We start from the raw sequence: 24,884 nt of genomic DNA, 5'->3' as shown, positions 1-24,884 counted from the left end.
GATCTCAGACCTTTTCGACTTCTGGCCGGCCCAGAATGCCGGAAGGCAGGAAGATCAGCACGATCGCCAGGATCGAGAACGCGGCGACGTCCTTGTAGTCGATCGAGAAATACGCCGACCACATGCTTTCGATGAAGCCGATCATCAGCCCGCCGAGCACCGCGCCCGGCAGCGAACCGATGCCGCCCAGCACCGCCGCCGTGAACGCTTTGACACCCGGCGTGAAGCCGTCCGAGAAGGCTATGACGCCGTAATACATCAGGAACAAGGTGCCGGCGACGGCGGCGAGCGCCGCACCCATGATGAAGGTGATCGAGATCGTGCGGTCGACGTCGATGCCGAGCAGTGCGGCCATCTTGCGGTCCTGCTCGCACGCTCTTTGCGCTCGACCCAGCGATGTCCTGTTGACCAGGTACCAGAACAGCGCCAGGAGCGCCGCCGTGACGAGAACGATGATGATCTGCTTCAGTGACACGCTGATGCCGTTGATGTTGTAGACCTGGCTGACCATCGGCGGGATCGGCTTGTTGCGCGGCCCTTGCGTCACCTGGACGAAGTTCGACAGCGCGATCGACATGCCGATCGCGGTGATCAGCGGCGCCAGCCGGAACGAACCGCGCAGCGGCCGGTAGGCCACCTTCTCGATCGTCCAGTTGTAGAGGCTGGTGAGCAGCATCGCCACGATCATCATGACCAGCAGCGCGATGACGACGGGCACCGAATAGAACAGTGCACCGAGGACGAGGAAGACAATCAGCGCCGTGAAGGCGCCCACCATGAAGATGTCGCCATGGGCGAAGTTGATCATGCCGATGATGCCGTAGACCATCGTGTAGCCGATCGCGATCAGCCCATAGATCGATCCCAGCGTCAGCCCGTTGATAAGCTGCTGGACAAAGTACTGCATGTGTACGTGGCTCCCCTGGAATGTCGCCCATGCAGACGCATTCCTTTTCGTATTTCCCCTAGTCGTAAAGTTTCGAGCCCGGATTGCAACGTCATTTTTCAACCGTCATGCGTGTTTTGCCGGCACGCCGTTCGATTGCCCGTTTTTCCCATCCGGCCCCTTGGACTATCGCGGACCCTACCATTGGCATAACGCAATGTCTTTGACGATTCGACCGCATCATGCGCCCCATTTCGAAGAAATCACCGTCAAAACTAGGTGATGAGAAGAATCGTTGCGTTCCTGACACGATCCGTTTTTCGTTCCTTTGCTTTCCCCTGGGTTAGGATTCCCCTTAGCTGACCACAAAACCCTGCGCGAACGAATCGTGGTCGTCGGTGAAGCTGGTGTTGATCCGGTCATCGGCGACCGGCCGCCGATCGAGCCGACGATGGGCGCGTCGGGACTCAGTAGGCGGATCCGCCATTCTCGCTCAGGACATGCCGCTCGGTGCCATCAAGGGGAGGATTGAAGACGCTGACCAGGATCATGTCGCCGGCGGCATCCGCACGCAGATAGTGATCGTCATGTTCATCGAGCACATAGATCGTGCCAGGCTCGATACGATGCACTCCACCGGACATGTCCTCGACTTCGCCAGTGCCGGCGATGCAGTAGCAGGCCTCGAAATGCCGCCGATAGTGGAGGCGCGATTCGCTGCCTGCACGCACAACGGTATGGCAGACTGTGAACCCCATGCCGTCCTTTTGTGTCAGCAAGCGATGGCTGGTGCCATTGCCCCAGTCTACGAAGAAGTCAGATTTTTCTACATCAGCCAATTGTCTGGTGAACATGGTCGTTTTCCCTGCATATCGTCAAAAGCTCGGAATCTTCGTTGCATCTGAGCTTGCTCCGAAGTCCGATTGCAGAAATGCCGCAAGATAGGCGCGTCTTCAAATGATTGCTTCTCACCCGATATGTTAGTAAATTTTACATATGGACTACATCCCGCTAAACGCCGTCCGTGCTTTCGAGGCCGCTGCGCGCCATCTCAGCTTCTCCGCTGCCGGCGAGGAGCTGCACGTCACTCACCCAGCCATCAGTCACCAGATAAAGCGGCTGGAGGAGTGGTTGGGCGTGCCGCTCTTCCATCGGGATGCGCGCAAAGTACGGCTGACGGATGCCGGGGTTATCCTGCAGGCCTCGGCGAGGGCGGCACTTGCCGAACTCGGCGCCACATGCCGGCGTATCAGGCGCAATGCGGCCGTTGCGACCGTATCCGTAGGCTGCATCCCTTCCATTGCCAGCCGTTGGCTCGTACCCCGCCTGCCGGACTTCACAGCCAGCCATCCCGATATCGGTATGCGGGTGGCTTATGCCCGGGCTGAGGAAAGGCTCGGCGATGGTGAGAACGACGTGCTGATCACGCTTGGGGCTGATCCCACTCCCGGCGTCACTAGCCTCAAGCTGTTTTCACGCCTGAACCGGCCGGTGTGCAGCCCCTATTACTTCGCCGGCAGGGACCATCTTCGAACAGCCGCGGGACTCACGAGCGCGGACCTGCTGCATGACGAGAACCGCCACGGCTGGCGCGAGTGGTTCTCCGAGGCCGGGCTGCTCAATGTCGACGTCGGCAACGGACCCGTCTTCGCCGACTTCAACATTCTGGCAACGGCGGTCATCGCCGGCCACGGCGTGGCGCTTTGTCCCGTCGACGTTTTTCGGGACGAGCTGAAGCGGGGCGATCTGATTGTTTTGTCACCGATCGCAACCAACCGCGACAAGGGCTATTTCCTGACGATGTCGGTGGACGCCTCGCCCGCCGCGTTTACCTTCGCGGACTGGTTTCGCCGGGAGGTTTCGGTCGATGCCGAGCCGGATCGGCTTTAGGTCCTAGCACTGTCGTTCGCCCAAACCGGGACCCCTTTTGAGCGACATGCAAGGCCTGTCGATATCACTTGACGACGAAGCCATGCGCGAACGGATCTCGGTCGTCGATAAAGATCGTGTTCAAGCCGGTCATCCGCGCCCAGCCGCCGATCGAGGGAATGATGGCCGGTTTGCCCGCCACGATGACGTCCTTTTCGACCTTGCCCTTGAACAGCGAACCGATGATCGATTCATGGACGAAGCTGTCGCCGGCCTTGAGTTTGCCCTTGGCATGAAGCTGCGCCATGCGCGCCGAGGTGCCGGTGCCGCACGGTGAGCGGTCGATCGCCTTGTCGCCGTAGAAGACGGCATTGCGGGCGTCCGCGCCCTCCACGGTCGGCTTGCCGGTCCACAGCATGTGCGACAGCCGGTTGATGCCTGGGTTCTCCGGATGCACGAAGGAATATTTTTCATTGAGCCGCTGCCGCACCACTGGGCTCCAGGCGATGAAGTCGCCGGCCGAATAATCGGCCATGTCGCGATAGTTCTTCTGCGGTTCGACGATGGCGTAGAAATTGCCGCCATAGGCAACATCGACGGTGATTTCGCCGAGCTGCGGACACTCGACCGTCAAACCTTCGGCATGGAGGAAGGACGGCACGTTGGTGATGCGCACCTCCTCGACATAGTCGCCGACCTGTTTGTACTCGGCGATGACCAGGCCGGCCGGCGTGTCGAGCCTCAGCACGCCAGGCGTCTTCGGCTTGATCAGCCCGTGCTCGATCGCCATCGTCACCGTGCCGATGGTGCCATGGCCGCACATCGGCAGGCAGCCTGAGGTTTCGATGAACAGGATGGCGATATCGCAATCCTCGCGCGTCGGCGGATAGAGGATCGAGCCGGACATCACGTCATGGCCGCGCGGCTCGAACATCAGCCCGGTGCGGATCCAGTCATACTCGGCGAGGAAGTGCGCGCGCCGCTCCATCATCGTCGACCCCTGCAGCAGCGGGCCGCCGCCGGCGACCAGCCGCACCGGATTGCCGCAGGTGTGGCCGTCTATGCAGAAGAAGGATTTCTTGGCCATGACGCTCCTCGAAAAATCAAAACCCGAAAAATCAGAATCGTTGTGGACTGAAGGGGCCCAGATCGATCGGCGGAGTCTGCCCCAGGACGAGATCGCGGATCAACCGTCCGGTGGCTGACGCCTGGGTCAGGCCGAGATGGCCGTGGCCGAAGGCATAGACCACCGGCCGGCCTCCCGACACGCGACCTATGACGGGCACCGAATCCGGCAGCGAGGGACGGAACCCCATCCATTCGCGCCCGCCGGCCGGATCGAGCCCAGGCAGGAATTTCTGCGCCTTCTGCAGCAGCGCCTTCGAGCGCGCATAGTTGGGCGGCCTCTCGATGCCGCCGAGTTCGACCGCGCCGCCGACGCGCAAGCCCGTTTCGAGCGGCGTGATGACGAAGCCGTGGCCGGAGAAAATCAGCTGCCGCTTCACGTCGAAGGCAGCCTTCGGCAGCGTCGTGTTATAGCCGCGCTCGGTCTCCAGCGGAATGCGATCGCCGAATTGCCTTGCCAGCAGATGCGACCAGGCGCCGGCGGCGACGACAAGGTGTCGGGCTCGCCTGGTGCTGCCGTCGGCCAGCGTCAATGTGGCGCCATCCTGATCCGACGCGACGCGCTCGATCCGGGCCATTTCAAAGCGCGCACCCTTGGACTGCGCGTATGCCCATACCGCCTTGCCGAGCAATTTTGGATCAGCGACCGTCTTCCATCCCGGCACGAACGTGCCCTTGACGAAGCGCGGCGAGAGCCCAGGCTGCAGGGCTGCAAGTTCATTGCCCTCGACATGGCGAAAACCAATGTCGAAGCGCTCCCGCGCGGCCCAGCCGGACAGCGAGGCGCGGAACTCGGCCTCGCTTTCATAGAGTTCGAGCGAGCCGTCCTCGCGCAGCATGCCACGCGTGCCGGAGCGATCGAGCAGGCCCATCCATTCGGCTTCGGCAAGCTTCATCATGCCCGCCTGGGCGGCGAGGCTCGCTTCATATTTTGCCGGCGCGCCGSCACGCCAGAAGCGGATCAGCCAGGGCAGCAGCTTTGGCAGATAGGCGGGCGGGATGCTGAGCGGGCCGAGCGGGTCGGCCAGCCATTTCGGCAGCTGCCGGATCATGCCCTTGTGCGCCATCGGCAGCACGTCGGAAAAGGCAAAGGCGGCGGCGTTGCCGGAACTCGTCTCCTCGCAAATGCCGGTGCGATCGAAGATCGTGACCTTGCGCCCCGCCTCGACAAGACAGGCGGCGGCGCAGATGCCGATGATGCCGCCACCGATGATGGCGATGTCTTCCCCTTCTCCCCGTGAACGGGGAGAAGGTGCCCGAAGGGCGGATGAGGGGCGGCGCCCCTCCTCTGTCGACTTGGAATTTGCTTGCACGTAAGCGCTGCCCTCATCCGGCTGCCGCCATCTTCTCCTCATGCAGAGAAGAAGAAGGCCTCAGAACTGCGGCAGTGTCGGCCGAACCGCCAGCGCGTCCTTGACGATCTTTTCGACTGCCTTGCGGCGTTCGCCCGACAGCGGCTGGCGCGGCATGCGCACGCGGTCATTGGTTTGGATGGCGAACACTTCGGCAAGCTTGATGTTCTGCACCAGATAAGTCGAGACGTCGAGATCGAGCAGCGGCCGGAACCAGCGGTAGATGGCGAGCGCCTCTTCGCGGCGGCCCTGCTTCATCAGCTGGTAGATGGCGACAGTCTCGCGCGGAAACGCGGTGACCAGTCCGGCGACCCAGCCGATGGCGCCGACCGACAGCGCCTCGAAAGCGAGATTGTCGACGCCGGTGAACAGGTCGTAGCGAGTGCCCAAGCGATTGATGATCTCGGTCGAGCGGCGGATGTCGTCGGAGGATTCCTTGATGGCGACGAAACGCTTGTCCGATGCCAGCTCCTCCATCTGGTCGACGGTGACGTCGACACGGTAAGCGAGCCGGTTGGAGTAGATCATGACCGGCAGGTCGCCAGCCTCCGCGACAGCGCGCAGCGCCGCGACCGTTTCCTCCGCGTTGGTGTGATAGATCGGGCTCGGCACCACCATCAGTCCGTTGGCGCCTTCCTTGGCGGCGCGGCGCGCAATGCTGGCAGCCTCGCGGGTGCCGGCCTCGTTGACCGTCAGCAGCACCGGCTTCTTGCCAGCGACGTTCTGAGCGGTCTTCAGCACCTCGATCTTCTCGTCGGGCGACAGCATCGGCCCTTCGCCGAGCGATCCGCAGACGATGATGCCGTCGCAGCCAGCCTCCATCTGCAGGCCGAAGCAGCGCTCCATCTCGGCATGGTCGAGGCGGTCGTCGGCAGTGAATTTGGTCGTGACGGCGGGGAAAACTCCGGTCCACATGGTCATGTCTCCATCTGATATATCAGTGGTATATCTGTTAGAAAATCGTCTGTCAATGCGGAATCTCTTATGATATATCCTGGATATATCAGGAGGCCGCCTTTGATATCCATGGACTCAAGCATTGCATTCGAGCCGGCGGCGGCCAAGGCCTACCGCGTGCTCGAGCACATGATCGTCACACTCGAACTGGCACCCGCGAGCTTCGTCACCGAGGGTGCCTTGATCGAGAGGCTGGCACTCGGCCGCACGCCGGTGCGCGAGGCAATTCAGCGGCTGGCTTGGGAAGGTCTGCTCGACGTGCGGCCGCGCGCCGGCATCGCGATCGCTCCACTGCATCCCGGCGACTGGCTGCGCGTGCTCGATGCGCGCCGCGGCGTCGAGGTGGTGCTGGCCCGGTCGGCCGCCCGCTTCGTCACCCGCGAAGCCGCCGACATGTTTCACGAAGCAGCCCTGGCCATGCAGAAGGCGGTGATCTCCGGCAACGTGCTTGCTTTCATCCAGGCCGACAAGGCGCTCGACGAAGCGCTGGCGCTGGCCGCCGACAATCCTTTCGCCGCCCGCCTGGCAGCTCCCTTGCAAACCCACAGCCGCCGCTTCTGGTTCCGCTACAAGGCCGACACCGGGCTTGCCGAATCGGCCGAGCATCATGTCGCGCTGATCCGCTCGATCCTCGACGGCGACGAGGAGGCCGCGGCCAAGGATGCCAAGCGGCTGATAACCCTGCTGCGCGGCCACGCCGAGGTGGCCGCTACCCGCCGCTGATCGGGCAGTTCAGATCCCTTGCGCCGTCGCGGTGACGGAGACGGTATTCTCCCATCCATCACCAGTCGCGAAGATGCAGCTTCGGCCCTGCACGTCGGTCACCAGCATGGTCCATGTCCCACTTGCCGAGACATAGATCTCGACAATGCCAGCTTGCCCGACCACACCGTAGCCGATCTGCTTTTGCTGGAAGGCCTGCGCCAGTCCCGCGACAAGGTCGCTGTGGCCGCCGCAGATGAATTGCGCCTGTGCCGACAGCGTCGACAGCGCCAGCACGGTGCCGGTCACGGCCATCCTGATCCATCGAAACGAAAATTTGTGTGCCATTTGGCACCTCCTTCGCCTTCACGATCCGGCAAAGGGAGGCACATGGGCAGCCTCGTTATGCCGGAGCGTTCCAGGCCGGGTCCGACGTCTTCATCACGTCACTCCTTCTGGTTTCCGGTCTGTCGTCAGGGAATTCTTATCGCATTCCCTGGATTCGATATGGTGAGGTCCAGATCCGAAAACAAGCAGCATCTCAGCCCTGGCGGCGCGCGGCATGGCTTCGATCCGCGTCAGGTTTCCGCGGCGTCGCGAAGCGCCGCCCATTTCAGCAGAGCGTCGAGAGCCGGACATAGCGCCTGCCCCCAGTCGGTCAGGCGGTACTCGACTTTCGGCGGCACCTGATGATGCACGATGCGGCGTACTATCCCGTCGGCTTCCATCTGCCTCAGTTGTTGAATCAGCATCTTCTGCGAGATCGCCGGGATCGCCCGTTCGAGATCGGAAAAGCGCAGCACCTTGCCGCCGAACAGGTGAAACAGGATCACCAGCTTCCAGCGGCCTTCTAGGATGCGCAGCACATTTTCCACGCCGCTCGCCGCCGACACCGGCGTCAGCGCCTCAACCTTGCTTTCGGGTCCAGCCTTACTTTCGGGCATAACCTTACTTTCGGGTAAGTACCTTACTTTTTCGTCGGTTCTTGCCATTTTTTCAGCATATCTCATTTTAGGAGCCGGACAAGGCCGCGGACCTTCGCGTCTACGGCAGGACCTGAAACCGGAGATGAAACCATGATCGCGAAACTTCCGCAGCCGCTCACAGACTATTTTGCCGCCAAAAACAGGCACGACATCGACGCAATGCTCGTGCCCTTCTCGTCGGACGCCACGGTCAGGGACGAAGGTGAAACCCATCGGGGTTCGGCCGCCATCCGCGACTGGATGGAAGCAACGACAAGAAAATACCGGGTGACGGTCGAGGTCGCCGACGCGACGGACAAAGGCGACGCGTGGCGGATCGCCGGCATCGTGTCGGGCAACTTCCCCGGCAGCCCGGCAACGCTGCATTACAATTTCACACTGCATGACGGCCGGATCGCAAGGCTGGAGATCGGCGCATGACCATTCTGCGGAGCCTCAGAAACGAAGAAGGCGGGATAAACCCGCCTTCTCCATAGTCCAAAGTTTTCCGGTCTCAGTTCATCGTCGGGATGACGAACTCGGCGCCGTCCTTGATGCCTGCCCGCGCGCCCGCAGCCGAAGGCGAGGACGCGCAAGCAGGAACCGTCCGGCTAGTTCATCGTCGGGATGACGAACTCGGCGCCGTCCTTGATGCCGGACGGCCAGCGCGAGGTGACCGTCTTGGTCTTGGTGTAGAAGCGGAACGCGTCCGGGCCATGCTGGTTGAGGTCGCCGAAGGAGGACGCCTTCCAGCCGCCGAAGGTGTAATAGGCGATCGGCACCGGGATCGGCACGTTGACACCGACCATGCCGACCTGGACCCGCGAGGCGAAGTCGCGCGCCGCGTCACCGTCACGGGTGAAGATGGCGACGCCATTGCCCATTTCGTGGTCGTTGGCGAGCTTGATCGCGCTCTCATAGGTCGGCGCCCGCACTACCGAGAGCACTGGCCCAAAGATCTCTTCCTTGTAGATGCGCATGTCCGCGGTGACGTTGTCGAACAGGCAGCCGCCCATATAGTAGCCATCCTCGTAGCCCTGCATGGAGAAGCCGCGGCCGTCGACGACCAGCTTGGCGCCTTCCTTGACGCCGGTGTCGACGTAGCCCTTGACGCGCTCCAGCGCCTGCGCCGTCACCAGCGGGCCGAAATCGGCCGAAGAATCGGTCGAAGGTCCGACCTTCAGGCTTTCGACGCGCGGGATCAGCTTTTCCATCAGCCGGTTGGCGGTGTCGTTGCCGACCGGGACAGCCACCGAGATCGCCATGCAGCGCTCGCCAGCCGAGCCGTAGCCGGCGCCGATCAGCGCATCGACGGTCTGGTCCATGTCGGCGTCGGGCATGATGATCATATGGTTCTTGGCGCCGCCGAAGCACTGCACGCGCTTGCCTGCGGCGGTGCCGCGCGAATAGATGTAGTGGGCGATCGGCGTCGAGCCGACAAAGCCGATGGCCTTGATGTCGGGATCATCGAGGATGGCATCGACCACATCCTTGTCGCCGTTGACGACATTGAGGATGCCTGCCGGCAGGCCGGCTTCGATGAACAGTTCGGCGATGCGCATCGGTACGCCCGGGTCGCGCTCCGACGGCTTCAGGATGAAGGCATTGCCGCAGGCGATGGCCGGCGCGATCTTCCACAGCGGGATCATCGCCGGGAAGTTGAACGGCGTGATGCCGGCGACGACGCCGAGCGGCTGGCGCATCGAATAGACGTCGATGCCGGGGCCGGCGCCGTCGGTGAATTCGCCCTTCATCATATGCGGTGCGCCGATGCAGACCTCGACCACTTCGAGGCCGCGCTGGATGTCGCCCTTGGCGTCGGCGATGGTCTTGCCGTGCTCGCGCGCCAGGATATCGGCCAGTTCGTCATAGTCGCGGGCGACAAGTTCGAGGAACTTCATCAGCACGCGCACGCGGCGCTGCGGGTTGGTTGCCGCCCATTTGGGCTGTGCTGCCTTGGCATTCTCGACCGCCGCGCGCAGTTCAGCCTGCGAAGCCAGCGCCACCGTGCCACGCACGGAACCGTCCATCGGCTGCATGACATCCTGCTTGCGGCCGCTGGTCCCGGCGACATGCTTGCCGCCGATGAAATGACCGTAGTCGATCATGATTTCTCTCCCTGGGTTTGTGATGGCGCATTGTCCGCCTTTGCCCGGCGGATGGCAACGCGAGCCAGAACGCAACCGTTGTGCATGAAATAGACAACGGAGGCCGACTGTGCATTAATTGCCGCAAATATCCGGTACTTCGATCGTTCCAAGGATTGAAAGATTGCATTCCCGCCCACCCCCCTCTGTCCTACCGGACATCTCCCCCGCAAGGAGGGAGATCGGATGTTGCTTTCGTCTTCGGAAACCTTCGACGCCGCAAAGATGCCGCCGGTGGAGCTGCCACTCTCCCCCCTTGCGGGGGAGATGTCCGGCAGGACAGAGGGGGGTGGGCGGGAACGCGGCGTTCACGATTAGATCGGACCATCCCCATGAACTGGGATGACGTCCGCATCTTCCTTGCCGTGGCGCGGGCCGGCCAGATCCTTGGCGCCGCCAGGCGGCTGGAGCTCAACCATGCCACCGTCTCGCGCCGCATCGCCGCACTCGAGGATGCGCTGCGGACGAAGCTGTTTCGCCGGCTGACCACCGGCAGCGAACTGACGCCGGCCGGCGAGCGCTTTCTCGACATTGCCGAGCGCATGGAAGGCGACATGATCGCCGCGCGTTCGACCGTCGCCGGCGAGGGCGACGACGTTTCCGGCACGGTGCGCATCGGCGCGCCGGACGGGTTTGGCGTCGCCTTCCTGGCAAAGCGTCTCGGCGCACTGACGGCGCTGCACCGCGAACTGACGATCCAGCTTGTGCCGGTGCCGCGCTCCTTCTCGCTATCGCGACGCGAGGCGGACATCGCCATCACCGTCGAGCGGCCGACTGAGGGGCGGCTGGTGGCAGGAAAGCTGGTCGACTATTCGCTCGGCCTGTTTGCCTCGCGCGCCTATGCCGAGGTGCATGGCTTGCCCAACACAGCCGCCGAGCTTGGTCAGCACACGCTCATCGGCTATGTGCCGGACCTGATCGTCAGCCCCTCGCTCGACTACGCGGCCGAATTCAGTCCGGACTGGCGCACCAGCTTCGCCATCTCCTCGGCGCTCGGCCAGGCCGAGGCGGTGCGCTCGGGCGCCGGCATCGGCATTCTGCACACCTTCGTCGCCCGATCGATGCCGGAACTGGTGTCCGTCGACGTGGTCGCACCCATCCGCCGTGCCTATTGGCTGGTCTATCACGAATCGGTCCGGCCGCTGCGCCGCGTCCAGATCGTCGCCAGCTTCATCACCAAGGCGGTGGAGCAGGAGAGAAGCCTGTTCGTTTAGACACGCCGCCTTTTCCTTGCCACAAAACCGGCCAGTGTGGCATCAGGCGTGCAGTCGCCGCCACGGGCAGACCGCCTGGTGGGAATTCTTTCAGAAAGCTGGCGCGGATAGACATGCGAGCCGTTCTTGCCATCTTGCCGCTGCTCTTCCTTTCCGCATGCGCCAATCCATGGACCAAAGTGCCGGAGGCCGACCTGCCCAAGCCGATCCGCTACGCCATGGCCCGCCCTTCGCCTTTCGTCTTCGGCAATTATTGCGGCCCCGGCACCCGCACCGGCGATCTGTCGGCGCGGCCGGTCAATCGCCTCGACGCAGCCTGCCGTATCCATGATGCCTGCTACATCGCCCGCCACAATCATTGCGATTGCGATGGTGCCCTCGTCGCCTCGGCGAAAACGATACGCGACGACAAGACAGCACCCCGCAAGATGCGCGGCGAGGCGGAGCTGCTGATCGCCACTTTCGCCATCCCAGTCTGCAAGGTGTTCCCGCAGGGCTTCATGCCGCCGCGCGACCCGGCACAACTGAGCGTCCTGAAGGCCGGGGCGACCGGGTGAACTGCCGCGCAGCCATTATCGTGGCCCTGTCCGGGCTAGTGCTCACTGTCCTTGCCGGCTGTGCCGGCTCGCCTGGCCGCAACGCGTGTGACCTGCTGCAGGGCCAAGAGGCCTGCGCTCGCCCATCGCTATCGGCCAGCACGCCCGGGCGGCAGGTCGCCGCCGCTCAGTTTTTTGGCGACGCCGGCACAAGCGACTATGAAAAGCGGTTCCTGGCGCTGCTCGCCGACCACCAGCTCGGCGCCATGGACCGGGCCAACGGCACTGGTCCGTTCGGCCATGACCGCCATGAAATCCGCGACAGCGATTTCCAGGCGACCTACCGGACGCTGCAGCGCCTGGCCGAGCCGGTTGCCGAAACGCATCTGCCGCCGACCGGCGGCGCCAGCGGCGATGGCCATTTCGACGGACGCTGGCGGGTGTCGCGCCAGACGCTCTACATCGACGCGGCAGCACGGCCTTCGGCGCTAAAGACATTCGATTTTTCCGGCCTGCAGGCGCGCAGCGTCGAGATCGTGCTGCGCCAGGCGGGCAAACAGCCGGCCGAGATCGAGGGCTCATGCGATGGCGCGTTGGCACTGCGCGACGGCGCCGGTTCGCGAACCATTGCCGCAGGCATGGCATTCCGCTTTCGCCTGTCTGGCGAGGACGACACGGTCAGCCTGTTCCCAAGTGACAGCCTGAACCGCTGCACCGCAAGAATCCGCTCCAGCCTTGTCCCGGCCGGCGCGCCCCTCACCATCCGGCGCGAAGAGACCGCCGACACGGCTCTCGCCGCATTCGACAGCCGCTACGAGCGTTGCCCGACGCCTGACCCCACGGGCCTCGACCCGCTCAGCCGCGCCTTCTACGCCAGCCGCTGGCTGTCGCAGACCTGCGCCTTGCCGATCGGAGAGCCGCGCCTGCTGCGCAAGTCGCGCGACGGCTTCAACGCCAAGGTCGAGGCGCTGATGGGAGCGCCGCTGCCCGACAGCGCCATCGACAGGGGCGATCCGGAGCTGCCGCTCGATTTCTCGAAGGCGCCAAGGCTGAAGCTGATCTATCTGTCGTCGCTCGAGTTCAAGGCGGATTTTTCCGGCCGCATCATCGAACGGCTGATCCGCCACCATGCCGAGCTCGGCACCAAGGTGCGCATCCTGGTCACCGACGTGCTGGAGCGCGACAAGGACGATGCGCTGCTGCACCGGCTGGCGGCTGAATTCCCCAATGTCGAGCTGCAGGAATACCGCTGGCGGGCCGATCGGGGCGCGCCGATCGACGAGCAGATCTCACAATTGCACAAGACCCACCATATCAAGATGCTGGCAACGCTGGCTGAGGATCCCGGGCGCTCGCGCGTCATCATCGGCGGCCGCAACATCCATGACGGCTTCCTGTTCCACCAGCCGATCGATCTGTCCCGCTATCCGGATCTGGAGCAATATGGCAGGACCGACGGCTTTTCGCTGAACTACTATTCGAACTGGAGCGACTTCGACATCGAGTTCACCGACCGGACCACGGTCGAGACACTCGCCGCGCACCTCTCGACAGTGTGGCTGCGCGACGCCGACACCAACATCGCGCGGCCTTTCTCCATTCCGGTCCGGTCCGACGGCCGCCGCCCGTCAGGCACGGCGAGGCACTTCATCTCCGTGCCCTACGCGGATGGCCATGCGCTGGAGGATTATTTCGTCGAGCTGGTCGACGCCGCCCAGCACCATATCCAGATCGTCAATCCCTATCTCAACCTGACGCCGAAGCTTAGCCACGCGTTCGATCGGGCGCTCGCTCGCGGCGTCAGGATCGACATTGTCGGCCGTATCGATCTCAAGGGCGATATTGGCGGCAGGTTCCTCACCGCGCTCAACAAGCTGTTCGTCGAGAAATATGGCGACCGCATCGACATTCGCGAGTTCAAGGCGCCCGATGTCGTGCTGCATTCCAAGATCATGATGATCGACGAAAGGCTGGTCGCCATCTCCTCGGTCAATCTCAACAACCGAAGCTTCTTCCATGACTCGGAGAACGGCATGATGGTGCTGGACCCGGCCTTCTACACCAGGATGAAGGCGATCTATGACGACTATCTCGCCCACTCCAACCCGGTCGCCAGCAACGTGACGATCCCGTGGGCCTATCGGCTGCTGTTCGACGAAGACTGGGTGAGACAGGCGTTCTGATGCATGTCGCCCAAAAGTGGTCCCCAGGGCAACGACATGCATGAAAGTAAAAACTTGAGCGACGCCGGCGCGGCGCCTTATCGCAGATAGCGCTCCTGCGCGAGGTCGCGGACATCGATGTCCGGCACCCGACTCGAGATGATGTCGGACAGCACCTTGGCCGAGCCGCACGCCATGGTCCAGCCGAGCGTGCCGTGGCCGGTGTTGAGATAGAGGTTGGAAAGCTCGGTGCGGCCGATCAGCGGCGGACCGTCCGGCGTCATCGGCCGCAGACCGCACCAGAACGTCGCGTCCCGCATGGCGCCGGCGCCCGGAAAGAGATCGCCAACCGAGTGTTCCAGCGTGCGCCGTCGCGATTCGTGCAGCCTCAGGTCGAAGCCGGAAATCTCGGCCGTACCGCCGACCCGGATGCGGTTCCCCAGCCGGGTGATCGCCACCTTGTAGGTCTCGTCCATCACCGTCGACACCGGTGCCACGGCGGCATCCTGGATCGGCACGGTGATCGAATAGCCCTTGACCGGATAGACCGGGATCGGCCGCTTCACCCGGCGCATGAAATCCGCCGAATAGCTGCCCATGGCCATCACATAGGCGTCGGCGGTCATCCAGCCCTTGCTGGTGCTGAGATTGGCGATGCGGTTGCGGCTGCGGATGACGCGCCAAACCGTCAGACCATATTCGAATTTGACCCCGCGAGCCACGCACAGCTCGGCCAGCCGGTCGGTGAACATCTTGCAGTCGCCGGTCTCGTCGCGCGGCAGCCTGAGGCCGCCGACGAACTTTTCGCGCACTCCGGCCAGGCCTGGCTCCGCCGCAATGCAGCCGTCCTGGTCGAGGATCTCATAGGGCACCCCATATTTCTTCAGCACCTCGACATCGCCACCGGTGCCGTCGAGCTGCTTCTGCGTGCGAAATAGCTGCAGCGTGCCCTGGGCACGCTCGTCATAAGCGATGCCGGTCGCCTCGCGCAGCGCCTTCAGCGTGTCGCGGCTGTATTCGGCCAGCGGCACCATGCGCGCCTTGTTGATCGCATAGCGCTCGGCCGTGCAATTGCGCAGCATCTTGACCAGCCATGTCCACATATGCGGGTCGAAGGCCGGCCGCACGACCAGCGGGCCATGCTTCATCAGCAGCCACTTGATCGCCTTCAACGGAATGCCGGGCCCGGCCCAGGGCGAGGCATAGCCGGGCGAAATCTCGCCGGCATTGGCGAAGCTGGTTTCCAGCGCCGGGCCTTTCTGGCGATCGACCACCGTCACCTCGTGGCCGGCCTCGGCGAGATAGTACGCCGTGGTCACCCCGATGACGCCACCGCCCAGCACCATGATTTTCATCGTTCACTCCTTGCCGTGCCGCGTCCTTCCGGACGCCCATAGACGCGGCCGCATTTTCCGATTTGCGCATGATCCTTTCCGAAAATCGATTCCGATTTTCGAGACCATGCACTGTTGCCCGTTCACGCCGCCGATGGACCGGGGTCGTCGTCTTCTGTCTGCCGCATTCCAGCCGTCTCGCCAAGAGGCCGCCTGTCGGCCGCGGCGCTGTAGACCAGGGTGAGCCCATGTGGTCGCCTCACCTCGGCTAGGGATTTCTCCTTGACTGCGCGCCGCGCAGCCTCTGGCTGGTAAAGCACGGCCTTGATCAGGATCGACTCGTGCCTGCCGTCGGCCTGTTCGATGATGGCCGACTGGCCTTGCGCCATGCCAAGCATGCAAAGCCCGCGCCTCGTTGCGATCGTAATGCTGGAGCCGACCGGTCCGCGCACCTCGTTTTGCACCAGGGTTCGTGTCTCGGCAGGGCCGGCATCGATGCAAAACATCACTCTGCTGTTCAGCGTCACGATATCGGGTTCGACCACATCGATCGAGACGAGATCGGCGTTTGCAAGCTTGTGTTCAAGCATATCCACCATCGGGTCCGCGAATGCCCGCCGACGCTCCAGCATGACTTCGAGGACGGCAAAGTCCTTGGTCGTCAAGCAACAGTTCGTGCCTGTCATCATCATCTCCACGATCAGGGCCGCTGCGGGCCGGAGGCGGGCGTGTCGACGGCTTCGACGGTCACCGACAGTTCCCTGCCTCCACGGCTGCTCCAGCACACCGCCTGCCCGACGGTTGCGCCGATGAGCGCCGTCCCCATCGGTGTCAGCACCGAGATTCTGTGTTCAGTGATATCGGCATCGCCGGGGTAGACGAGCGTGATGCGCTGGGTGTCCCCGCTTTCGCCACGGATTGTCACTGCCGAGCCCATTTGCACCACGCCGGCCGGCATCGCCGCCGCTTCCGTGACGACGGCCCGGTCCATTTCCGAAAGCAGCTCTTCGGCCGTATCAGGCGTGCGGTCGAGCGACGCTCTCGCCAAGCCTGTCAGTCTGTCATGGTCGGCATCGCTGACCGTGAGTTGGTTCTGTGGGCGCAGTCCTGCTGCATGTTGCATTGGCAAACCTCTTGGATTGGCGCATCGAATAGATGCGCGCTTGCCGCCGTACTGACGGCAGCTTGATGAAAAGCCGGCAGCCGCGAGGGCTGTCAGGCTTGATGGCGGTGTTGGATGTATGGATGCCCCGGTTAGGACGGACGCCAAGAAGGCGGCCGCGCCGGGGCTACGATCCCGCGATCGGGCAGACCCTGAACAAGGTTCTGATATGGGCGAGGTTGCTCATGCACCGACCCTTGCCGACAGGCGCATGCTTGTCAAGCGTGGCCAAACCGCTCAACCGTCGACGTAACGCCGATGAAAGCGGTGGCCGAGGCTGGTCAGGATTTCGTAGCCGATGGTGCCGGCATGGCCGGCCGCGTCGTCGACGCTTTGCGAGGGGCCGAGCAGTTCGACAAGATCGCCCTCGTCCAGCCTGCCGGGTGGCAAAGCGGAAATGTCGAGAATGATCGAATCCATCGACACCCGGCCGAGGAACGGCAACCGCACGCCCTCGAACCAGGCCGCGGATGCCGCGCGGCGATGCCAGCCATCGGCATAGCCAAGCGAAATCGTCGCGGCCGTGAGCGGAGCCGTGGTGCGGAAGGTGTGGCCATAGCCGACACCGACGCCGGCCTCCAGCATGCGTGTCTGCACCACCTTGGCCTGCAGCCGCACCACCGGCAACATCGGGTTCGGCCTGGCCGGTGTCGGATTGATGCCGTAGAGCGCGGCACCAGGCCGGGCGAGATCATAGTGAAAGCGCTGCCCAAGAAAGATGCCGGATGAATTGGTGAACGAGGCCGGCGCCTTCGGCAATAATGCGCGCAGCCGCTCGAACGCCAGTCGTTGCCGCTCGTTGGCCGGATGCTCCGGCTCGTCGGCGCAGGCCAGATGGCTCATGACAAAACGGACATCGATGCCGTCGAAGGCACGTGGATCGGCGGCAACGCGCTCGACATCCCTGGGCGCCATGCCGAGCCGCGACATGCCGCTGTCGACCTGGATCGCCGCCGGCAGCTTTCGGCCGGCGCGGCCGGCCGCCGCACGCCAGGCCGCCAGTTGTCCGGGGCTGTTGACGACGGCGGAAAGGTTTGCCGCCACGGCGTCGGCCTCGGCACCGGGCGGAATGCCGTTCAGCACGAAAATGGCGGAAGCCGGCCCGAGCGAGCGGCGCAAGGCGATGCCTTCGCCCAGAAGCGCGACGAAGAAGATATCGCAACCTTCGCCGGCGAGTGCCGCCGACACCTGGCTGGCGCCGAGGCCGTAGCCGTCGGCCTTGACCACGCCTGCGCAGCGCACGCTGCCCAGGTGCGCTTTCAGCCGCCGGTAGTTTTTACGGATCGCGCCAAGGTCGATGGTCAGAATGGCGCCAGCCACCGCTTCGTCTGTGGCGGCGATGTCCTCGGGCAGCGACCTCTTGGGGGCGTCGTTCATGGCGACCCTTCTCGTGGCGGATAGTGCATGTCGCCCAAAAGTGGTCCCGGTTTTGGGAGAACGACATGCATAAAACAAAAGCCTGAAGCGCGTCGCTTGAATCCGTTCAAACGCGACGCGCTTTAGACATCAATAGAACCGCCAGGCCGACGCGGCAACTGCCGTCGTCTAGTGTCGAGGCTATTGCGCCAGATGCCGGAACGCCGCCACTACTTCCTCGTAGACATGGCGCTTGAACCGCACGATCAGGTCGGGCAGGTCCTGCATCGGCCGCCATGCCCATTTGTCGAATTCGGCGGTGTGTCCGCCCGGCGGCGGATTGATCTGGATCTCGCCGACGTCGCCGTGAAAGCGGAAGGCGAACCATTTCTGCGTCTGGCCGCGATACCTGCCCTTGAAGGCAATGCCGACGAGGTGGTCCGGCAAATCGTAATTGATCCAGTCCGGCGCCTCGGCGAGCAGCGAGACGCCGCGCATGCCTGTCTCTTCATAGAGCTCGCGCTCGGCCGCCTGCAACGGCTCCTCGCCCTTGTCGATGCCGCCCTGTGGCATCTGCCAGAGCTGTGTGGTGCCGGCGAATTCGCTGTCCGGTTCGGCAATGCGATGCCCGACCCAGACCAGACCCTCGGCGTTGAGGATCATCAGCCCGACACAGGGACGATACGGCAACGTTTCGCGATCAACAGTCTTCTTAGCCATCTTGCCCTCGTTCCGGCCGTTGCTGGAATTTCGATACTGGGGAGGATCGCTAGCCTTTTTGCGGATCGATGACCACCGCCGAAATCGGCACGATCTCGATGCCGCGCTTCTTGGCCTCGGTCACCCAGGTCGACACGGTGTCGACCGTCAGGTCGAAGGCCGAGCCGATGCCGACTGCAAAGCCTTTGGCGCGCGCGGTGGCTTCCAGCCCGTCGAGTTTCTTCAGGATGGCGCCTCGATCCTGCACGGCATCGATCGCCGTATCGCCGGAGACGAAGGGCACGCCGTCCTTCAACGCCAGGTCCGGCGCCAGGCTGCGTGCCGACGAGCCATCGTCGATATAGGCTAGGCCCCGCTTGCCGAGTTCGGCCATGAACGGCTCCATCGCCGTAGCGTCGGCGGAAAACCGCGCGCCCATGTAGTTCATGACGCCGGTGTAGTTTGTCGTCCGCGACAGCGCCCAGTGCAGGTTCTTCAAATTCTCATCCGCACTCGCCGCCACCGTCAGCGTGTTGCGGCCGGGGTTGATGTTCGGATAGTCGAACGGTTCGAGCGGCACCTGCATGACGATCTCGTGGCCGGCCTGCCGCGCCGCCTGCATCCAGCGGCCGATGCTGTTGCCTTGCGGCGCGAAGGCCAGCGTCACCTCCGCCGGCAGCTTGGCGATGGCCGCCTGGGTGCCGGTCTGCGAAACCGCAAGCCCGCCGATGACGATCGCCACGCGCGCACCGCGCGCGCCTGACCAGGGTCGCGCATAGACGTCGAACGGCCGCCGGCCATCGGCGGCGCGGATAGGCAAAGGCCCGGTTTCGCTGGTTTCGATCAGCGCCTTGTCGGGGATGTGCGCGATCTTCAAATTCTGGCCGAGGGTCGACGGGTCGTGGATCACGATCGCCTTGGGCGGGCCATCACCCTCTTCCGTCGGCACATGGATGATCTGCGGCCCGCCCGTCTTGGCCGGCGCTTCCGGCTTGGCTGCGGCGACCGGGGCCAAAGCGGCCGGCGCGGCAGCGGGCTCGACCGTCGCCGTCACTTTCGGCATCGACACGGCGACCTCTTGCGGCTTGCGAAACGGCTTCTCCCTCAGCGCGATCGCACCGGAGACGCCGACCACCGCCAGCACGACCACGGTTGCCGCGACCGTACCGACGCTGAGCTTGCCGGCGGCGCGCGGCGACCGGACGGCCTGTCCGAGCGGGCGTTCGATATCCTTGCCTATGTCAGCCAAGCCGCATCCCCGGGGCGCATCGCTCCGAAGGCGAATCACCTTCGAAAAGACATGCGCGAATTCATCAATCTTGGCGCATCCCTGGCGCCGCATCCCAGGGCTTCGCCTTGCCCCGAATCAAACTGCCGGAACCCTTCGGTCCCGGCAGCATCGCATTGCTTCCATCAGGCGGCCAGACCTGTTGTCGGCCCCTGGCATCGGACCCAAAAGTGGAATCCGGTTTTGGGAAAATCCGATGCCCAAATAAAAACTGGAGCGGCGCTTGCGCCGCTCCAGAGCTTTACTGGTTGAGAACGGCCTTTTCCGGATTGGGCGGGAAAGCCGGATCGGTCTTCTGGCCGCGCAGCAGCTGTTCGGCATAGATGAGCTGCAGATCGTCCTTCGGATCCGGCGGCACATAGGCTGCGGAGCCTGAACCGGTCGAGCTCTCGTCGGCGCCCTTGATATGGCCCTTGAGGTCGGATTCGCCGCGCGTCAGGTCCCTGCCCTGCAGTTCCGGCGGCAGCGGCTGGTCGACCTTGATGTCGGGCGTGATGCCCTTGCCCTGGATCGACTTGCCGGACGGCGTGTAATAGAGCGCCGTCGTCAGCCGCAGCGCACCGTTTTCGCCGAGCGGAATGATGGTCTGCACCGAGCCCTTGCCGAAGGACTGCGTGCCGACCACTGTGACGCGGCGCAGATCCTGCAACGCGCCGGCGACGATTTCAGACGCACTGGCCGAGCCGCCATTGACGAGCACGATCATCGGCTTGCCGTTGATGTCGTCGACCTGCTTGGGCTTGGCGTCGAAACGGGTGACGTCCTTCGGATCGCGACCGCGCGTCGAGACGATCTCGCCGCGGTTGAGGAACGCATCGGAGACGCTCACCGCCTGGTCGAGCAGGCCGCCCGGATTGAGGCGCAGATCGAGCACATAGCCCTTGAGCTTGTCGTTCGGCACCTGCTTCTTGATGGTGTCGATGGCGTTCTCGAGGTCGTCATAGGTCTTTTCGGTGAAGGAGGTGATCTTCATGTAGCCGATGTCGTTCTCGACCCGGAACTTGACCGCCTTGACCTTGATGATGTCGCGCACGACCGTCAGTTCGATCGGCTTGTCGGCGCCCTGGCGCAGGATGGTGAGCTTGATCGGCGTGTTGACCAGGCCGCGCATCTTCTCGACTGCGTCGTTGAGGGTCAGGCCGCGAACCTCCTCGCCGTCGATCTTGGCGATATAGTCGCCGGCCAGCACGCCTGCCTTGGCGGCCGGGGTGTCGTCGATCGGCGTGATCACCTTGACCAGGTCGTTTTCCATGGTGACCTCGATGCCGAGGCCACCGAACTCACCCTTGGTCTGCACGCGCATGTCCTGCGCCTGCTCGGCGTTCATGTAGGAGGAGTGCGGGTCAAGCGAGGCAAGCATGCCGTTGATGGCGTTCTCGACCAGCGACTTGTCGTCGGGCGGCGTCACATATTGTGCCCGCACCCGCTCGAAGATATCGCCGAAGATAGCCAGTTGCTTGTAGGTCTCCGACCCTGCAGCGTTCGCCGCCGAGCCGGGTGTGCCATAAACAAGGCTCATGGCGGACGCGCCCATCAGCGCACCGGCAAACAGAAGCGACAGTTTCCGCATCATTTCACGTCCTTCCAGAAAAACGGTCCGCCCACCATGGGGCCGGATCGACGGGTTTTCCATCCTTGCGGAACTCGACATAGAGTTCCGGTGTGGCATTTCCATTCTTCGAAACCGAGGTGCTCGCCACCCGGGCCTCTCCCATCGCGCCGACCGGCTCTCCTGCGAGCACTGATTGGCCAGTCGCGACGCTGATTCTGCTCATCCCCGCCAAAACGACATGATAACCGTCGCCTGCGTTCAGGATCAAGAGTTGACCATACGAGCGAAACGGCCCCGCATAAAGCACATTCCCATCCGCCGGCGCGGTGACGATGGCTCCCGATTGTGTCGCAACCATGTCGCCAAGCATCACCGCCCCGTTACCGTCCTCGGCGCCGAATCGCCGTTTGATGCGGCCGGTCACCGGCAATGCGATCTGCCCCTGCAGCGCCGAAAAGGGTGCCGCTGCGGCAAGTCGATTGCCTTCCGGTACAGGCAGGGACGCCAATTCCGCTGGGGTCTCCGCCGGCGCTGACGTCTTGTCGCCGTCCGCCGTCTTCTGCTCGGCGGCCTTGGCCGCATCAGCCGCCTTGCGGCTCTTGTCGGCTTCGAGCGAGGCGATCAAGTCCTTCAGGCTGCCGGCTTTGGCGGCTAGCGCCTCGGACCGCTGCTTTTCAGCGACCATTTGCGTTTGCGTGTCGGCTTCGAGCTTCTGCTTGGCCTCCAGCAGCATGCCGAGCCGCTTCTTTTCCGCTGTCTGGTCGCCAACCGCCGCCGTCAACCGCGCCCGTTCGGCCTCGATCGAGGCCGTCACCCGCGACTGCTCCTTGAGATCGGCCAGCAGGCTATCGGTCTGCTGGCGCAGTTCCGGCACCACGGCGCCGAGCAGGATGGCACTGCGCACCGACGACAGCGCGTCCTCGGGCTTGACCAGGATCGCCGGTGGCGGGTTGAGCCCCATGCGCTGCAGCGCGCCCAGCACTTCGGCCAGCACGTCGCGCCGTGCCGCAAGCGAGGTGCGGATCTTCTGTTCCTGGCCCTTCAGCCCTTCCAGCTTGGCGCCGATATCCTCGATGTCCTGGCCGAGTTTCTGCTCGGTCATCGCCGACTGGATCAAGGCGGCGGTGATCGAGGCATGGTCCTTCTTGATCGTCGCGATGTCGGCGGCGAGCTTGGCCAGGCGCTCGGACGACAGCGTGATCTCCTTCGAGACCTGTTCGTATTCGGCGCGGCTCTGGTCCGGATCGGGGGTAAGGTCGAGCGTATTCTCAGCCCGCACCGCATGCAACGACAGCACGAGCACCGCCGCCGCGATGCCGCAGCGCGCGCGCCATGAGGCCGTCCGCAATGATTTCCAGTCTTCAGACATTGAAGCCCGACTCTATGCGTGGCTTCGTTAACGAACAATCAACCATGTTCGAAAGCCCCCCTAAACGATGTTCGAGAGCCCCAATTGGTGCAGTCTGGTGGCGCATTGGGGCGGAAATCCGTATGGTCGCGTCAAACCACTGGTTACGAACGATGATAGGGATGGCCGGACAGGATGGTCGCGGCCCGGTACAGCTGCTCCCCCAGCATCACGCGCACCAGTTGGTGCGGCCAGGTCAGCAATCCGAACGACATCACCAATTCTGCTTGATCGCGCAGCGGCTGATCGTGCCCGTCGGCGCCGCCGATGGCGATGACCAGCGCCTTGCGACCGCCATCGCGCAGCTGGCCGATGCGTCCCGCAAAGTCTTCGGAGGAGAAATTCTTGCCGCGTTCGTCGAGCAAGATCAGTGCGGTGCCGGGCTGCAACTGCCCCTGCAGCTTCTGGCCTTCGTCGCGCCGGCGCTCGTTGGCGGTCTGCGAGCGCCCCTCGGCGATTTCGGTCACGCCGGCAAATTCGAGCCCCACCGCCGGGCCGCTTTTGGCAAAGCGCTCGAAATAGCGGTCGGCGAGCTGCTTCTCGGGGCCGGCTTTCATCCGGCCCACGGCATGAACTGATACCTTCATCCTCGCCTCTATGAGCCGCTAATGCATGTCACCCAATGGTGGGAACTGGTTTTGGGGCATGCATCAAACAAAGGCGGCTTAGTGGAGGGTCTCTTCCTCGAGGTCCGGCGCCTGCCACATCTTTTCGAGATTGTAGAATTCGCGGACTTCGGGACGGAAGACATGGACGATGATGTCGCCCGAATCGATCAGGACCCAGTCGGCGCCTGCCAGCCCCTCGACGCGCGCCGTGCCGAGACCGGCATCCTTGAGCGCCTTGAGCAGGTGATCGGCGACAGCCGAGACATGACGGTGCGATCGGCCCGACGCGACGACCATGTAGTCGCCGAGGCTCGATTTCCCCTGAATGTCGATTGAGACGATGTTTTCGGCCTTGGAGTCTTCCAGACTGGCAAGGACTGTCTTGATGGCGCGGGACACGGCGTCGTTTACGCTGATCCCGGCCGGCGAAGGCATGATATCGGCCTTCTTCCGCAGTGCTGTTCTCAGTGTATTTCCTTTCGCAGCAAGAACAACCAAATCACCCCCAAAAGCAGGTGACACCACTTAGATAGGCAGAGTTCCGTTGCAGTTTCAAGACGGCGCCCTGTCGCGCACGAACGTATTGTCGGTCCCGCGGTTCCACAGCATGCGGGAAAAGATCGGAACCCATGGCGCCTGCATGGGTTATCGGATCGCCCACCAACCGGATTTTCCCCATGCCTATTGACCCGCAGAACACCCTTCTCACCGTGCAGACCGCCCTTGCGCAACTCAGCACGCTGATCGTTTCCTACGCCTTCTCCGCCATCGGCGCCGTCATCCTCTTGGTTGTCGGCTATATCGTTGCCGGCCTTGCCGAGCGTTCAATCTCCGCTGGTCTCGGCCACATCCATGGCTTCGACGCGACGTTGCGGCATTTCTTCTCGAAGATCGTCCGCTATGCCATCCTGATGCTCGTCACGATCATGGTGCTCGGCCAGTTCGGCGTGCAGACGGCGTCGATCATTGCCGCCATCGGCGCCATCGGTCTTGCCATCGGCCTGGCGCTGCAAGGCACGCTGCAGAATATCGCGGCCGGCATCATGCTCCTGGCGCTGCGACCGTTCCGTATCGGCGAATCAGTCGAGGTCGGTTCGATTGCCGGCTCGATCGAGGAGATCGGCCTCTTCGCGACGAGGCTCAGGACCGCTGACGGCGTCTACATCCTGGCGCCCAATTCGACGCTATGGAACCAGCCGGTACGCAACTACACGCGCAACGGCGTCCGCCGCGGCGACATCACGCTCTCGATCGGCTCCTGGAACGACATCGACCGCGCCCAGAAGACGCTGCTTGCCATCGCCGCCGCGGAGCGCCGGGTCAAACGCGACCCGGCGCCGATCGCTTTCGTCGCATCATTGGGTGAAAGCACGGTCTCCATCGCCTTGCGCTACTGGACATCGGCCGCGGATTTCTTTGCCACCCAGGCAGATCTCACCAAGCGCGCCAAGCAGGAATTCGACGCGGAAGGCATATCGATCCCGGTGCCGCCACCTGAAGCGCCGGCGCCGGAAGCCCGCCGGCAATAAAGCATGATCCCGAAGGCGGCTTCGGTTTTCGGA

25 protein-coding genes are annotated in these 24,884 nt (G+C 63.5%); 7 read left to right on the top strand and 18 right to left on the bottom strand.

The features are described 5' to 3' along the window. Positions 1-4: 4 nt before the first annotated feature. Together AC1DZU_RS11950 and AC1DZU_RS11945 are read right to left on the bottom strand one after the other, a co-directional pair. The gene (locus AC1DZU_RS11950; protein ID WP_095084211.1) at positions 5-907 is read right to left on the bottom strand and encodes a branched-chain amino acid ABC transporter permease; all 903 of its coding nucleotides are present in this window, start codon (positions 905-907) and stop codon (positions 5-7) included. A 446-nt stretch (positions 908-1,353) separates the two neighbouring features. Further along, on the bottom strand, positions 1,354-1,740 hold the full coding sequence (locus AC1DZU_RS11945) for an ectoine synthase (protein ID WP_477284803.1): 387 nt from the start codon (positions 1,738-1,740) through the stop codon (positions 1,354-1,356). Between the two features lie 142 nt (positions 1,741-1,882). On the opposite strand from AC1DZU_RS11945, the gene AC1DZU_RS11940 reads away from it, so the two are divergent. After that, positions 1,883-2,776, top strand: a complete 894-nt coding sequence (locus tag AC1DZU_RS11940) for a LysR substrate-binding domain-containing protein (protein ID WP_477284801.1) — start codon at positions 1,883-1,885, stop codon at positions 2,774-2,776. Between the two features lie 64 nt (positions 2,777-2,840). On the opposite strand, the gene AC1DZU_RS11935 is transcribed toward AC1DZU_RS11940, so the two are convergent. From AC1DZU_RS11935 to AC1DZU_RS11925, 3 genes are read right to left on the bottom strand one after another with little or no spacing between them, the layout of a single operon-like run. Beyond that, positions 2,841-3,842: a 4-hydroxyproline epimerase gene (locus AC1DZU_RS11935; protein ID WP_477284799.1), complete on the bottom strand. Its 1,002-nt coding sequence runs from the start codon at positions 3,840-3,842 to the stop codon at positions 2,841-2,843. A 31-nt stretch (positions 3,843-3,873) separates the two neighbouring features. Further along, the gene (locus AC1DZU_RS11930; protein ID WP_477284797.1) at positions 3,874-5,193 is read right to left on the bottom strand and encodes an NAD(P)/FAD-dependent oxidoreductase; all 1,320 of its coding nucleotides are present in this window, start codon (positions 5,191-5,193) and stop codon (positions 3,874-3,876) included. Positions 5,194-5,253: 60 nt separating this feature from the next. Continuing rightward, entirely contained in the window at positions 5,254-6,147 is an 894-nt protein-coding gene (locus AC1DZU_RS11925; RefSeq protein WP_477284795.1) for a dihydrodipicolinate synthase family protein, read from the bottom strand. A 111-nt stretch (positions 6,148-6,258) separates the two neighbouring features. On the opposite strand from AC1DZU_RS11925, the gene AC1DZU_RS11920 reads away from it, so the two are divergent. Next, on the top strand, positions 6,259-6,912 hold the full coding sequence (locus AC1DZU_RS11920; RefSeq protein ID WP_477285441.1) for a GntR family transcriptional regulator: 654 nt from the start codon (positions 6,259-6,261) through the stop codon (positions 6,910-6,912). A 9-nt stretch (positions 6,913-6,921) separates the two neighbouring features. On the opposite strand, the gene AC1DZU_RS11915 is transcribed toward AC1DZU_RS11920, so the two are convergent. Beyond that, entirely contained in the window at positions 6,922-7,239 is a 318-nt protein-coding gene (locus AC1DZU_RS11915) for a hypothetical protein (RefSeq protein ID WP_477284793.1), read from the bottom strand. Between the two features lie 230 nt (positions 7,240-7,469). After that, positions 7,470-7,835 carry a winged helix-turn-helix transcriptional regulator gene (locus tag AC1DZU_RS11910; protein ID WP_477284791.1) on the bottom strand — a complete coding sequence of 122 codons (366 nt, stop codon included), beginning with the start codon at positions 7,833-7,835 and terminating at the stop codon, positions 7,470-7,472. 132 nt (positions 7,836-7,967) lie between these two features. On the opposite strand from AC1DZU_RS11910, the gene AC1DZU_RS11905 reads away from it, so the two are divergent. Then, complete coding sequence (locus AC1DZU_RS11905; RefSeq protein WP_477284789.1) at positions 7,968-8,297, top strand: nuclear transport factor 2 family protein; 330 nt, start codon at positions 7,968-7,970, stop codon at positions 8,295-8,297. A gap of 170 nt (positions 8,298-8,467) precedes the next feature. On the opposite strand, the gene AC1DZU_RS11900 is transcribed toward AC1DZU_RS11905, so the two are convergent. Beyond that, a complete protein-coding gene (locus AC1DZU_RS11900) occupies positions 8,468-9,964 on the bottom strand; it encodes a CoA-acylating methylmalonate-semialdehyde dehydrogenase (RefSeq protein ID WP_095084206.1) in 1,497 nt (498 codons plus the stop codon). A 371-nt stretch (positions 9,965-10,335) separates the two neighbouring features. On the opposite strand from AC1DZU_RS11900, the gene AC1DZU_RS11895 reads away from it, so the two are divergent. From AC1DZU_RS11895 to AC1DZU_RS11885, 3 genes are all read left to right on the top strand, one after another. After that, complete coding sequence (locus AC1DZU_RS11895) at positions 10,336-11,217, top strand: LysR family transcriptional regulator (protein WP_477284787.1); 882 nt, start codon at positions 10,336-10,338, stop codon at positions 11,215-11,217. Between the two features lie 113 nt (positions 11,218-11,330). Next, positions 11,331-11,774 carry a hypothetical protein gene (locus AC1DZU_RS11890; RefSeq protein ID WP_477284785.1) on the top strand — a complete coding sequence of 148 codons (444 nt, stop codon included), beginning with the start codon at positions 11,331-11,333 and terminating at the stop codon, positions 11,772-11,774. Beyond that, complete coding sequence (locus tag AC1DZU_RS11885) at positions 11,771-13,936, top strand: phospholipase D-like domain-containing protein (protein ID WP_477284783.1); 2,166 nt, start codon at positions 11,771-11,773, stop codon at positions 13,934-13,936. The genes AC1DZU_RS11890 and AC1DZU_RS11885 overlap by 4 nt, the downstream gene beginning before the upstream one ends. 77 nt (positions 13,937-14,013) lie before the next feature. Here AC1DZU_RS11885 and AC1DZU_RS11880 read toward each other — a convergent pair whose 3' ends face one another. The 10 genes from AC1DZU_RS11880 to rsfS all read right to left on the bottom strand — a co-directional run bounded on the left by AC1DZU_RS11880 (position 14,014) and on the right by rsfS (position 23,757). Beyond that, positions 14,014-15,270 carry a D-amino acid dehydrogenase gene (locus AC1DZU_RS11880; protein ID WP_477284781.1) on the bottom strand — a complete coding sequence of 419 codons (1,257 nt, stop codon included), beginning with the start codon at positions 15,268-15,270 and terminating at the stop codon, positions 14,014-14,016. A gap of 122 nt (positions 15,271-15,392) precedes the next feature. Beyond that, a complete protein-coding gene (locus AC1DZU_RS11875; RefSeq protein ID WP_477284779.1) occupies positions 15,393-15,914 on the bottom strand; it encodes a GreA/GreB family elongation factor in 522 nt (173 codons plus the stop codon). Positions 15,915-15,949: 35 nt separating this feature from the next. Next, on the bottom strand, positions 15,950-16,372 hold the full coding sequence (gene rnk / locus AC1DZU_RS11870) for a nucleoside diphosphate kinase regulator (protein ID WP_477284777.1): 423 nt from the start codon (positions 16,370-16,372) through the stop codon (positions 15,950-15,952). A gap of 276 nt (positions 16,373-16,648) precedes the next feature. After that, positions 16,649-17,788, bottom strand: a complete 1,140-nt coding sequence (gene alr / locus AC1DZU_RS11865) for an alanine racemase (RefSeq protein ID WP_477284775.1) — start codon at positions 17,786-17,788, stop codon at positions 16,649-16,651. A 180-nt stretch (positions 17,789-17,968) separates the two neighbouring features. Continuing rightward, on the bottom strand, positions 17,969-18,487 hold the full coding sequence (locus AC1DZU_RS11860; RefSeq protein ID WP_477284773.1) for an RNA pyrophosphohydrolase: 519 nt from the start codon (positions 18,485-18,487) through the stop codon (positions 17,969-17,971). Between the two features lie 49 nt (positions 18,488-18,536). Next, on the bottom strand, positions 18,537-19,715 hold the full coding sequence (locus AC1DZU_RS11855) for a divergent polysaccharide deacetylase family protein (RefSeq protein WP_477284771.1): 1,179 nt from the start codon (positions 19,713-19,715) through the stop codon (positions 18,537-18,539). A 280-nt stretch (positions 19,716-19,995) separates the two neighbouring features. Next, a complete protein-coding gene (locus tag AC1DZU_RS11850; protein ID WP_167365099.1) occupies positions 19,996-21,327 on the bottom strand; it encodes a S41 family peptidase in 1,332 nt (443 codons plus the stop codon). 1 nt (position 21,328) lies between these two features. Further along, on the bottom strand, positions 21,329-22,675 hold the full coding sequence (locus tag AC1DZU_RS11845) for a murein hydrolase activator EnvC family protein (RefSeq protein ID WP_477284769.1): 1,347 nt from the start codon (positions 22,673-22,675) through the stop codon (positions 21,329-21,331). Positions 22,676-22,818: 143 nt separating this feature from the next. Continuing rightward, positions 22,819-23,301: a 23S rRNA (pseudouridine(1915)-N(3))-methyltransferase RlmH gene (gene rlmH / locus AC1DZU_RS11840; protein ID WP_477284767.1), complete on the bottom strand. Its 483-nt coding sequence runs from the start codon at positions 23,299-23,301 to the stop codon at positions 22,819-22,821. Between the two features lie 78 nt (positions 23,302-23,379). After that, positions 23,380-23,757 carry a ribosome silencing factor gene (gene rsfS / locus AC1DZU_RS11835; protein WP_091578959.1) on the bottom strand — a complete coding sequence of 126 codons (378 nt, stop codon included), beginning with the start codon at positions 23,755-23,757 and terminating at the stop codon, positions 23,380-23,382. A gap of 242 nt (positions 23,758-23,999) precedes the next feature. On the opposite strand from rsfS, the gene AC1DZU_RS11830 reads away from it, so the two are divergent. Next, the gene (locus AC1DZU_RS11830) at positions 24,000-24,851 is read left to right on the top strand and encodes a mechanosensitive ion channel family protein (protein ID WP_477284764.1); all 852 of its coding nucleotides are present in this window, start codon (positions 24,000-24,002) and stop codon (positions 24,849-24,851) included. Positions 24,852-24,884: the final 33 nt, after the last annotated feature.

Source organism: Mesorhizobium sp. P2_A12 (genome assembly GCF_056405075.1).
The sequence above is the reverse complement of the archived record's forward strand: the minus strand, read 5'-3'. Positions and strand labels throughout refer to the sequence as shown.